At 36.6% G+C, this 12,215-nt stretch carries 10 protein-coding genes and 3 pseudogenes; 6 read left to right on the top strand and 7 right to left on the bottom strand.

Going from position 1 to position 12,215, the window contains the following annotated elements; genetic code table 11:
• Nucleotides 1-181: 181 nt before the first annotated feature.
• The gene (locus tag A5849_RS15395) at nt 182-337 is read left to right on the top strand and encodes a DUF4767 domain-containing protein (RefSeq protein WP_372537911.1); all 156 of its coding nucleotides are present in this window, start codon (nt 182-184) and stop codon (nt 335-337) included.
• A complete protein-coding gene (locus tag A5849_RS02685) occupies nt 286-534 on the top strand; it encodes a DUF4767 domain-containing protein (protein WP_079997858.1) in 249 nt (82 codons plus the stop codon). The genes A5849_RS15395 and A5849_RS02685 overlap by 52 nt, the downstream gene beginning before the upstream one ends.
• A gap of 261 nt (nt 535-795) precedes the next feature.
• On the opposite strand, the pseudogene A5849_RS02680 reads toward A5849_RS02685, so the two are convergent.
• The 3 genes and pseudogenes from A5849_RS02680 to A5849_RS02670 all read right to left on the bottom strand — a co-directional run.
• A pseudogene (locus A5849_RS02680) lies at nt 796-1,029 on the bottom strand (transposase); the annotation flags it as partial.
• Nucleotides 1,030-1,286: 257 nt separating this feature from the next.
• Nucleotides 1,287-2,587: pseudogene (locus A5849_RS02675) on the bottom strand (PTS sugar transporter subunit IIC).
• Between the two features lie 11 nt (nt 2,588-2,598).
• Complete coding sequence (locus tag A5849_RS02670) at nt 2,599-3,216, bottom strand: hypothetical protein (protein ID WP_002309706.1); 618 nt, start codon at nt 3,214-3,216, stop codon at nt 2,599-2,601.
• 40 nt (nt 3,217-3,256) lie between these two features.
• Here A5849_RS02670 and A5849_RS02665 point away from each other — a divergent pair, with 40 nt between their 5' ends.
• Together A5849_RS02665 and A5849_RS02660 are read left to right on the top strand one after the other, a co-directional pair.
• Entirely contained in the window at nt 3,257-3,949 is a 693-nt protein-coding gene (locus A5849_RS02665) for a MurR/RpiR family transcriptional regulator (protein WP_002301588.1), read from the top strand.
• Nucleotides 3,950-4,356: 407 nt separating this feature from the next.
• A pseudogene (locus tag A5849_RS02660) lies at nt 4,357-5,037 on the top strand (IS6-like element IS1216 family transposase).
• 120 nt (nt 5,038-5,157) lie between these two features.
• On the opposite strand, the gene clpL reads toward A5849_RS02660, so the two are convergent.
• The gene (clpL, locus tag A5849_RS02655; protein WP_002335148.1) at nt 5,158-7,272 is read right to left on the bottom strand and encodes an ATP-dependent protease ClpL; all 2,115 of its coding nucleotides are present in this window, start codon (nt 7,270-7,272) and stop codon (nt 5,158-5,160) included.
• A 271-nt stretch (nt 7,273-7,543) separates the two neighbouring features.
• On the opposite strand from clpL, the gene A5849_RS02650 reads away from it, so the two are divergent.
• Nucleotides 7,544-8,227, top strand: a complete 684-nt coding sequence (locus tag A5849_RS02650) for a PHP domain-containing protein (protein ID WP_086309940.1) — start codon at nt 7,544-7,546, stop codon at nt 8,225-8,227.
• A 36-nt stretch (nt 8,228-8,263) separates the two neighbouring features.
• On the opposite strand, the gene A5849_RS02645 is transcribed toward A5849_RS02650, so the two are convergent.
• From A5849_RS02645 to rlmH, 3 genes are all read right to left on the bottom strand, one after another.
• Nucleotides 8,264-8,761: a GNAT family N-acetyltransferase gene (locus A5849_RS02645; RefSeq protein ID WP_002295755.1), complete on the bottom strand. Its 498-nt coding sequence runs from the start codon at nt 8,759-8,761 to the stop codon at nt 8,264-8,266.
• Nucleotides 8,762-8,816: 55 nt separating this feature from the next.
• The gene (locus A5849_RS02640; protein ID WP_002332708.1) at nt 8,817-9,725 is read right to left on the bottom strand and encodes an IS982-like element ISEfm1 family transposase; all 909 of its coding nucleotides are present in this window, start codon (nt 9,723-9,725) and stop codon (nt 8,817-8,819) included.
• A 275-nt stretch (nt 9,726-10,000) separates the two neighbouring features.
• Entirely contained in the window at nt 10,001-10,480 is a 480-nt protein-coding gene (rlmH, locus tag A5849_RS02635) for a 23S rRNA (pseudouridine(1915)-N(3))-methyltransferase RlmH (protein WP_002287841.1), read from the bottom strand.
• Between the two features lie 427 nt (nt 10,481-10,907).
• On the opposite strand from rlmH, the gene A5849_RS02630 reads away from it, so the two are divergent.
• Nucleotides 10,908-12,197 (top strand): S1C family serine protease, encoded by a 1,290-nt coding sequence (locus A5849_RS02630; protein ID WP_002290101.1) that lies wholly within the window; start codon nt 10,908-10,910, stop codon nt 12,195-12,197.
• Nucleotides 12,198-12,215 lie beyond the last annotated feature (18 nt).

Here is a 12,215-nt window from a genome sequence, read left to right as displayed (position 1 = left end):
TCTAGTTTTTTCATTTAATTTGATATTAAATAGCCACATATTAATCAATTTTCATATTAATTATTCATCATATCAGCAAAGTCTTGACTAGTTCTCTCAACAGTACAATCCGAGTGACAATGTTAAATTATACGTACTATAATTCACTGATTCAGTTCTAAATAATAAGTAACAGTCGGTTATTATTAACACACCAATAGTATTGTACTGGTCAGAAAGTGGTGAGGAAGAATTAGGTTACTCTTTAGTTGCTGTTTATTCGGATGCAGAGGCACAAAATCATTTATCGAAGAATTTTTTTTCTTTACCATTAATTCAGGAGTACCCAAAGTGTTAATAACTAGTCAGAATCAAGGGAATCCGAATAATTACTTATACTTTAAAGAAACAGAGAATAAAGAGCTTAAAGATAGTTTTAGTAATATTGTGAATAGTAGTGTAACTTTAGATGATGTGAAATCAAATTTTACCAAAGATGAACAACTCAGCTACTTTATCAGCAACTATGGTCAATTGAGGCTATCTAACGACTGAAAATGATGGCAATGGTACAAGGATTACATATTATGTTGATGAGTCTATTCCAAATGATAAGCAAGCTATATCAGAAGCAATTGAACATCTGGAAACAATTAGTCTATCTGTTCAGCAGAAGGTTGGAGAAGGGATAACAGTAATTGATTAAGCTAGAAACCTTGAATTGTAGGTTTTCTGGCTCTTTGTCAATAAGGGCTGATGAGTTGTGCTAAATCAAATCTGGATCAGAATGAACTTCATTCTGGCTCAGATTTTTTGTTATCTTACTTTGATTAATTGATTAATCATATAAATCTGTATTCTCATATTCTCAAATGATTTAACCCCGTAGGATGCTCTTTTCAATGCCTTAATATGCGTGTTTTTTGCCTCTATTTTACCGTTAGAATAAGGATAAAACATTTCATTTCGTATACCTTCTTTATTTTTGAGTAAGTTTTGTAATTTTTTTCTAAATTCTTTGCCTAAACTTTCTAGAAGATGTTCCAGTAATATCAAGGGCAGTTTAACATTGTAGGTTTGGGGAGACGGATGTTTTTTGGACCTTTTTCAACACATCCCTGACTCTTCCGACATTGAAGAAGAATTAATATTCCTAAAGATCACTTAATCCGTTGCTTATTCTGCCAATCGAATATCTCTTTACATATACTTTTTTATAAAAAATAGGTTGATGGGAAACCCTAAGATTTCCCATCAACACTAAATAGTATAGAACCATATTTTCGTTACAAGGTTAAGAATGACGACTATAGTTTTTCATCTACTAATTTTGTTTTATTGCTCTCCATGACTTTAAAAAATGGATAGTAGATGAAGATGCTGATGACGATCAACAGTAGGCAAAAGAGAATATTGCGCCAGTCCATACTTGAAAGATAAGCTTGTGCAAAAAAAGGTGTGAAGGAAGGATCGACGATAAATCCAATCCCAATCCATCCTAGTTGCTGAGCAAAGTAGGTCAGCAATAATGAAATGATGGGCGTAATCAAAAATGGAATTGCCAAAATAGGGTTAAAAACGATAGGTAATCCGAAAATCACTGGTTCGTTGATGGAACAGATTCCAGGAACCAATGACAATTTTCCAATTGTGCGATATTCGGGTACTTTGCTTCGCATCATCAATAAAACCAAACCCAAAGTACCACCGGCTCCACCAAGTACAGAAATACGGAACATTTGTAAGTTCATTAAGTGTGTCATGGTCTCACAATTTGCCAGTTGTTCAGCATTCAAACCAGTTTGAGCCATTCCCAATGTAAAGACGATAGGGAAAATAATTGACGAGCCATTGATACCAAATAGCCATAGGATGTTACCCAAAGTCACGATCAATAAGAAACCACCTAGACTGCCAGCGATGTTCGTTGCTGGAGTCAGGACTTCCATCACTGCTTCAGGGAAGATTTTGTTTGTTGCTGCCAAGAAAATCAGATTGATGCCATAAAAGATGAATATATTTGTCAGCAGTGGAACGAGCATATTGATAAAGGTTGCTACCATGGGTGGAACTGTATCTGGGAGTTTCAACTTAATATTTTTTACTTCAAATAGTCGGTTGATTTCCACTACTAGCAAGCCGATGATAATTGCGACGAACAATCCGTTTGTCCCAAGGAAATTAAGATTGATGGCACCTTCTTCCACTGGTGTACAAACCATTAGATAAATGACAGATGCAACCATGCCATTCATGGAAGGATTAATTTTGTATTCATTGCAAGGGAAAATGCAATGCCAAAAACACTAATGAATCCGATGATTCCCATTGTCAAATTATAAGGGGCTGTGATGAGATCATAATTTGCTACGGCAAAATCTTTCCAGCTGGCCATAAATTTCATGAAAATATTAGCTGTATCTGGATTGTATTGATCAATATTGATGGGTGGATTTGCAAAAATCAGAAAAAAAGAACCGATAACAATAAAGGGTAGGCCAAACATCATACCGCTGGATATAGCTTTTAGGTGGCGCTGATTACCTATCTTGGCTGCGATGGGGCTAAGTATGTCATTCAGTTTCATGATAAACGCAGAATTTTCCATATAACTTCCTCCTATACTTGCCAAGGATTAAATGAAAACGTACTTGGCACGACGTGATCTGGATCATAGGTCTCGATGATTTTTTCGTATTGTTCCTTGTAGTCATTATCAACTTTTGCTTGGGGGATCACTTTACTTGCTTCATGCAAAAAGTGTTCTGAACCACGCCCCATTGCCTGTCCCCGAACAGTATGTTTATCCAGCGCAATATCAGGAATTTCTGGAATATATCCCATAGCGAAACTCTTGATAACAATGTTCTTAAGTAAATCCGATGAACGATCTTTTTCAGATTGGCATAGGTAACGAATCGCGTGGAAAAAATACATCGCACGATCGGATTCATTGTATTGGAATTCTTTGCGCATGGCGTTTAAGTTATTGATCATGATGGCGGCCATAGGATTGCCCATGCCCACATCCTCAACACTGATCGCCAATAGCCTTCTCCAGAGTTTCTCTTCAAATTGTGGTGAGGTGATATACATTTCATAAGCAAATTCACAGGCTTCTTTTTCTTTGCCTCGACGAATCGATTTCTGTAATGCTGAGATAGCTTCATCTCCACGTAAGCCGTTACGGGTAGTCATTTTTGACCACGGATCTTGAATAAATTTCGTTTCTGTCATAATATAATACTCCTATTAGATAAAATTTGAGGTGAATCTTATGGATGTTGAAATGCTTATAGATAAATACCAACTGAATGACTCAGAAGCTGAAGTCTTACGATTTATGAAAAAAAATCGTCAGTCTTTAAAAAATATTGGGATTCGTGACGTTGCCAAAGCATCGTATGTTTCTACTGCAACGATTATCAATATGGCGAAGAAAATTGGATATTCCGGTTATAGTGAGTTGGTATTTGCTCTAGGAAACAGCCAATCTGACATTACGATGCCAAGCACATTCTCCAATGAGGAGAAGGAAGCATTCATACATTTAATGTCTGCGTATCGCGATAAACGGATTATGATTCTTGGCTCAGGTTTTTCGCAAAATCTAGCCAATTATTTTTCGGAATCTCTTAATCTATATGGATTTCGTGCGACGGCCAATAGTCATTTAGAATTTCTTAGACAGCAAGTGCAACAAGATATTCTGCTTTTTATTATTTCCAATTCTGGTGATACAGTTCGATTAGCCGAATTAGCTAAAATTGCGAACGATCACTTTATCGATGTGATCGCATTTGTTGGGCAAAAAAATTCAAAAATCGGTACGCTGGCAACATTAACCATTAGCACGGAAACCTATATTCCACAAAAAATATCTGATTACCAACCAAATCTTTTCTTTGGCACGACACTGAATCAATTTGAGCTTTTGTTGAGCGCGGCGCTGAAGGCTATTTATAAATAGAAGAACGCTGTGGCCACTGTTTCTTCAAAATCTAGTATAAAGAATCTTTTTTAGAATGTAAGTGTTTTCTGTGTGTTCTGAACATGTTTAGGAATTTCCAAACTTGTTTAGAAAACTTTCTCATTCCCTCCGCTGTAGAATTGAACGCACCTAAAAAAATCTAAACCAAAATATCTACAAGCTTGGAAAGGATCATAGGTTGTTATTAAAAATAATTTTTATTTTTTTCTTATTAAGTAAGGTACATGATCCTATTTCAACCGTATTAAGACACGTTAAACTTTATCAGTGAAATAAAAATAGGCCTGATGAATCATTTCGATTCATCAGGCCGGTTCTGTTGCAAAGTTTTAAATCTACTATCAGATAAGGTAGAATAATAGAAAAAGATAGCAGGAGGAATGACGATGAGTCATTTTAAAGGAAAGCAATTTCAGCAGGATGTGATTATTGTAGCCGTGGGCTACTATCTTCGTTATAACCTTAGCTATCGTGAAGTTCAAGAAATCTTATATGATCGTGGCATTAACGTTTCTCATACGACGATTTATCGTTGGGTGCAAGAATATGGCAAACTACTCTATCAAATTTGGAAAAAGAAAAATAAAAAATCCTTTTATTCATGGAAAATGGATGAAACGTACATCAAAATTAAAGGAAAATGGCATTATTTGTATCGAGCCATCGATGCAGATGGTTTAACCTTGGATATTTGGTTACGTAAAAAACGGGACACACAAGCAGCCTATGCTTTTCTTAAGCGGTTAGTGAAGCAGTTTGATGAACCGAAGGTTGTAGTCACAGATAAAGCCCCCTCTATTACAAGTGCCTTTAAGAAACTAAAAGAATACGGCTTTTATCAAGGGACAGAACATCGTACCATTAAATACCTGAATAATTTGATTGAATAAGACCTTCGTCCAGTAAAGAGACGCAATAAATTCTATCGAAGTTTACGCACTGCCTCTACCACGATTAAAGGCATGGAAGCCATCCGAGGATTATATAAGAAAACCCGAAAAGAAGGCACTCTCTTCGGGTTTTCGGTCTGTACTGAAATCAAGGTATTATTGGGAATCCCAGCTTAAATCATAGATACCGTAAGGGATTTTATTCTTTATTTAAAACTTTGCAACAGAACCTATCAAGCAATCTCCTTCCCAATAAATCTCCTCTTATATAAAGTTATTTATGAACACTGATTTAAGCTAAGCTGCCGATATCACAATCTCAGCATCCACTAAATCAGCCTTCAAGTTTTTGACATCTAAGTGGTCAAGGTAGAAATCTGTTACCTTATCACGAATTTGTTGTTCAATTACTCGCCGTAATGGCCGCGCACCCATTGCTTCATCATAGCCTTGTTCCATCAGCCAATCTTTGGCCGCTTTAGTTACCTCAAGTTTAATGGATTTTTTGGCTAAAGTTTTTTGTACATCCGCCAACATCAAATCGACAATTTGACTTAAGTCTTGCTTAGTCAGATGTGAAAATTCCACGATTCCATTAAAGCGGTTCAGAAATTCTGGGCGGAAAAATGGTGCTAACTTATCCATTAATGACTGATCTCGTTGCTTGTCACCACTTAATGCTTCATTACCAAAGCCAGCATTAGAAGTAGCAATAATAATCGTATTTTTGAAATTAATGACATTGCCTTGTCCATCCGTTAAGCGCCCATCATCCATCACTTGTAACAGTAACGTTAATACTTGTGGATCAGCCTTTTCAATTTCATCTAATAATACAATGGAATATGGATTACGCCGAACCCGTTCAGTTAGAGTATTAGCATTATCTTCATAGCCTACGTATCCAGCCGAGGTACCAATTAATTTCGACACAGCTGTACGATCAGCATATTCACTCATATCTAGCCGAATAATCGCATTTTCATTTCCAAACATATCTAAGGCTAATTGCTTAGCTAATTCAGTCTTTCCTACGCCAGTTGGGCCCACAAACAGAAAACTTCCAATCGGCTGATCCCCCTCTGAAAAGCCCGCACGGTTACGCCGAATTGCTTTTGCTACCATTTCAACCGCTTCATCTTGACCGATTACCTTACTTTTCAGACGCTTATCAAGATTTTTCAAGCGCTCAATATCATTAGCGCCCATATCAGAAACTGGTATACCAGTTAAACGTTCAACCGATTGTGCCACATCATCAATCGTGGCAGTGATTTTTTCTTTTTGATCCGTTTCTTTAATTTTTTGCTTGGTTTCCTCGATCGACTTCTTGATATCAGCGGCTTTTGTAAAGTCCTCCGCTTTAATGGCGGCCTCCTTAGCTGCCTCTAATTTTTTAAGGCGTTGATCCAATGTCTCAACATCAGTTTGCGAATTTTTAGCCGCTAAATGAGCCGCAGTCATGTCGATCAAATCGATAGCTTTATCTGGCAAAGTGCGTTGTGGTATATATTGGATTGAATAATCCACAGCCGCCTTCAAAACATCATCTGGTAATACAACATGATGATGTTTTTCGTACAGCTCTTTAACACCTTGTAATATACGTAAAGTGTCAGCGGCCGTCGGTTCATTAATCACAACATCATTGAATCGCCGTGCCAAAGCCGCATTTTTCAAAATAGTATTGCGATATTCATCTTGAGTCGTAGCCCCGATTACACTCAGCTCGCCACGTGACAAAGCAGGTTTAATGATATCAGCCAATCCTTTGCCACCATCTTCACCACCAGTGGCACCCGTGCCGAGAATCTGATGAATTTCATCGAAGAATAGAATAATATTACCAGCTGCTTTAACTTCCTCTACCAGCTGTTTAATATTTTCTTCAAAAGAACCGCGATATTGAGTTCCCGCTTCCAAAGACGATAAATCAATCGAATAGATTTCTTTATCTTGAATCGTTTCTGGAACTTTACCAGCCACAATTGCTTGTGCCAGACCTTCGACGACTGCAGTTTTACCTACACCGGCATCACCAACTAAGATTGCATTATTTTTCGTTCTACGACTTAAAATTTCTGCAGTTTCTTGAATCTCTTTCTCACGTCCAATCACTGGATCTAGTAATCCATCACGAGCCTGTTCCGTCAAATTAGTCCCTAACTTTTCTAAAATCCCTCCTTTTTTAACAGCCTGTTTACCATCTTTAGATACTTCTATTGTTTTATTATTTTGGGGTAGCTTACCAGTTGCTCGGTATTGAGCAAACTCATCCGGTGTCAACGATTGTCCATTAACTAAATACCGTGCACGCTCCGAATTTTGATTACCCATGCGCCGAAATAATTGATTGAAAACATCATCCATATCATTGTTGAAAAAAGGATCATTTCCGTAGAAATTTGCCATATTATCACACCTCCATAAAAATTTATATGTGTAACTTAGTGACCATAATATCCTTTAAAACTACAACCGAATTGTATCACAATTTTTATGTATCGCTAAGTAAAGTGCTTATAGAATCAATTAGAAATAATTAGGATAACCCGTGGTGCTAGTTAATTTTTTCCTAGAGGAAAATGTCTAAACATGTTGGTAAATCAACAAAAAAACGCATATAGTAGTCTCAAAACTCCCAAGAAATGAGGACTATTTAACAAACTACGATGGTTACGTCGTGACAACTGAACATTTTGACTTAGCCAATCCTGTTACTAAAGTCGATGATATCCCCGATTATGAAATGTACAGTCAAACAATCGATAGCTTAAATAAGCGTTTTGGCAATCGTGTTTTAAAAGGCATAGAAATCGGTTACATCGCTTCTGAAAAGGATCGGATCATCGACTATTTAGCCGATAAAGATTACGATTTAAAATTACTCAGTGTGCATCATAATGGTCAATTTGATTATTTAGATGACGAAGTCAAAGATATGGATCCTGCTATTGTGATTCCTCTGTATTTTGCACAACTTTCAGAAGCACTAGTTGTTATAGAAGCAGATGTCTTTGCTCATTTTGACTATGGTTTTCGGGTATTTGGTCTATCCGTTGCTGAATTTAAACAATATGAAGCGCAGTTTTTACCGATTCTAGATCAAGTAATCAAAAATAAATTGGCATTCGAATTAAATGCTAAGAGCGCTTACTTGTATGACAATTTAGCGTTATATGAATATGTCATCGATTTATATCTTTCACGTGGTGGTACCTTGTTTAGTGTTGGATCAGATGGGCATTACCTTGAACATTTCCGTTTCCATTTCGATGATCTTTTTGCTCTGTTAAAAGCAAAAGATGTGACGGAATTAGCGATTTATCAAAAAGGAAAGCGAATTATGGTTCCATTACCAGTCTAAAAAAACGTCCTCAGCATCAAAAGTGAGGACGTTTTTTTAGATTTCTTTTTCTAAAATCGGACAAATACGATCTTGTTTTCCTAAAGGAAAATGTTTGATCCCGATTTTTTTAAATCCATGACGTTCATAAAAACGAATACCTGCATGATTTTTTTCATAAACAGTCAAACGTAAATAACGTTTTTGTTTCGTTTTAGCATAACGATTCGCTTCATCGAGTAACCGTTGCCCTAACCCTTTGTTTTGATAATCTTTGAGCAGATAGAGCCGTTGAATCTCTATAGCATCTTTTTCATCATTGACTTTCATATAACCAATGAGTATTTGATGATCCTTAATACCAATAAATTTACTGGTTGACTGTGCCAATTCTACTGCCAATATTTCAGTTGTCAATTGTGTCTGTAAATATCCTTGCATATCAAGTGGATCTGCGCCATCGATAAACGATTCATAAAAACTGACAACACTTACAACTTGTAAAGCATCTAGATCATCATAATCTAAATACGCTAGTGTGATTTGATTGTTCATCTAACTCCTCCTTTTGACATAGTATACTATAAATCACCCGTGGTGCTAGTTAATTTTAATATCCTAAAGAATATCTCAAAGTTCCTTCAAAGCGTCGTTGTGCTCGACTTAATAGAACACTGTAAGCCAGTAATATGCTTTCAAATCTACTCTCTAGCCCTTTAACAGAACGTGAGTTGAAATTTTGACAACCTAATTTTTCTAAGGAAGAAAAAACAGTCTCAACTGTTTTTCTTTGTTTTCCAAGTAAGCTGTGGTCTAGTTTTTCTGATTTATCCATGTTTTTACGTGGCGGAACGGATATAGTAATGCCCTTAAGGGCAAGCTTTTCATGGATTTTATGGCTAATATATCCTTTGTCCCCTAGGATATTGGGAAGATTCGCTTCTTCCGATAAAGTCTCTAACACTTTCACGTCATGGACACCTGGATTCGTGATTGAGTAAGTAATCGGAAAGCCAGTCTTAGTAACGATCATATGAATTTTAAGACCATAAAAATAAGATTTTTTTGTTGAATTATAGCCAACTTTGGCTATTTGATTCAATAGTTTTGCTTGTCTATTTCTAACTGGTTTACATAATGGACTAGGAAAACTATCTATAATTCCGACTAGTTCACCTTTGGTGAGCTTCTTGATGAAAAAGTATCGAATAATCTTGATAGTGTAAGCTAAGTTTGAACTTAAGCGAGTGAATCGACTCCTACTAGCAAAGTCACCATTAGGAAATAAGACGGAACAAACCGCTCTATACGTGGCTCTTTGGCTAGTATAGCCATTAATTATGCCCCATATAACACAAGCAATAATCACTGTATCGCGTTGCTTCAGTTGATCAGTATTTCTTCGGTTTTTAATCTTATCTGGTACACAATTGTGGTATATGTTAGAAACAGTTCTCATAATTTCCTTGAATGTTATAAAAGTATCTGTATAATGTTCAGTATATTTTGATGAACGCATATGTAGTCCTCATTTCTTGGGAGTTTTGAGACTACTATATGCGTTTTTTTGTTGATTTACCAACATGTTTAGACATTTTCCTCTAGGAAAAAATTAACTAGCACCACGGGTGTATTTGTTTCTATGTCTACATTATCTTTTTAACAGTATCTATTTTTCTTTTGCAACTTACTTGGCTACCAAAGCAAATAAAAAAGTTATTTATAAATTTCTCCCTACCACTACCTATTGCTATTATTTAAAATAGGGATAATTTTTTCTCTTAAAAAATATCATCACTTATGATACGGAGCCCCCGCGTTGATCCGGAAGGCACGGTAGATTTGCTCGACGAGGATCAGGCGCATCAATTGATGTGGATACGTCATTTTGCCAAAAGAGATCTGAGCATTGCTTCTTTTCATGACGGCTTCGCTGAGTCCTAAAGAACCGCCGATAACAAAAACAAGGTGGCTTTTTCCTTGGATACCTAATTGGTCGATTTGTTTAGCAAAAGATTCGCTTGTGGGATTTTTCCCTTCAATTGCTAAGGCATAGACGTATTCTTGTTCTTTGATTTTCGCTAAGATCCGTTCTCCTTCTTTTTCTTTTACTTGTCTCATTTGCGCTTCGCTTAAATTCTCCGGGGCTTTTTCGTCAGGAACTTCGATCAATTCGATTTTCGCATAGGCATTCAGCCGTTTGACATACTCATTGATACCTTGGATCAAGTATTTTTCTTTTAATTTTCCTACTGAAATAATTTTGATATTCATGTTTTCTCTCCTTTGATCTTCACGCTCACTTTGTTTATTATAATCAATTTTTTCGTCTATATGTTTATTTTGACTATTTTTGTTAAAAAGATTTCCCCAACAGTTATGCACAACATCCACAGGTTTATCCACAGAAAACAGCGTTGTTTTACCTTATTTCATCACATTCATTAGGCAAACATACGTTTTATAGGAATTTATCCACTTTATACACAGGCTGTGGATATGTTTTACCCCTTATTTTTCCAATCCTATCCGCGTAGTTTTACACAATATCTGTGGAAAAAGAAAATCAAATATTTTCATCTGAAAACAATGATTTTTCCTAAAGTTTTTCATAAAAAGTTCAAAGTCTCAAAGTAGACTAAAGTCAACAAATAAGACTATACTAACAGTAGATAAATGAATGTAATTGGAGGAGGAACACATGGATAGAAAAAATGTGACACCAAAGATGAAAAAAAATAAAAATAATAGCCTCTGGCGTAAGTTGGGTCTGGGGCTTGTTGGAGGGATCGTTGGAGGACTACTGACAGCTGGCATTTTTTATGCAGCGATGGGCACTGGCAACAATAGTTCTACTGCTACAAGCGGCAATCAAAATTCTGCCGGTGAAACAGTTGTGGAAAATGTCAAAGTCAATGTAGATTCTGATATCACCAAAGCGGTAGATAAAGTTCAAGACGCTGTCGTTTCTGTTATCAACTTACAAAGTCAAAACCAATCAAGCGGTTTTGGCGGATTATTCGGGCAGCAAGAAGAAAGTAGCAGCTCAGATGATAGTAATTTGGAAGCTTATAGTGAAGGAAGCGGCGTAATCTACAAAAAAGACGGGAATACTGCTTATGTAGTCACAAACAATCACGTAGTAGATGGACAGCAAGGTTTGGAAGTCATGATGAAAGACGGTACGAAGGTAAAAGCTGAATTAGTTGGAACAGATGCCTATTCAGATTTAGCGGTGTTGAAGATCAATTCAGACAAAGTCGAAACGGTTGCCTCTTTTGGGGACTCAAGTGCTTTGAAGGTTGGTGAACCTGCGATTGCGATTGGTTCCCCATTAGGATCTGAATATGCGAATTCTGTCACTTCAGGAATCATTTCTTCCTTGAACCGACAAGTAACAAGTACGAATGAATCGAACGAAACAGTCAATATCAATGCGATCCAAACAGATGCAGCGATCAACCCGGGAAATTCTGGTGGTCCTTTAGTGAATATCGAAGGACAAGTTATCGGTATCAACTCAAGTAAGATCGCAAGTACTTCTGAATCGACTTCTAATGTAAGCGTAGAAGGAATGGGATTTGCCATCCCAAGTAACGATGTAGTGAATATCATCAACCAACTGGAAAAAGACGGAAAAGTGACACGTCCAGCTCTAGGTATCACAATGGTCGACTTATCTGCCGTTTCTACTCAGCAACAAGAACAAATCTTGAAGATTCCTTCATCTGTAACTAACGGTGTCATCGTGACAAATGTCCAAACAGCTACACCGGCTGAAAAAGCTGGATTGAAACAATACGACGTCATTACTAAGATCGATGACAAAGAAGTTTCTTCTGGTGTAGAACTTCAATCTGCTTTGTATAAGAAAAAAGTGGGAGATTCTGTCAAAATCACTTACTATGAAGGCTCGAAAGAAAAAACAACTACTGTTGAATTGACGATCGATCAATCGGCATTAAAACAAAATCAAAATAGTGAAAATTAATAAAAAAGAGGTTGTGAC

The sequence above is a fragment of the Enterococcus sp. 10F3_DIV0382 genome (assembly GCF_002140245.1).
Lineage (GTDB): Bacteria > Bacillota > Bacilli > Lactobacillales > Enterococcaceae > Enterococcus_B > Enterococcus_B lactis.
The sequence above is the reverse complement of the archived record's forward strand: the minus strand, read 5'-3'. Positions and strand labels throughout refer to the sequence as shown.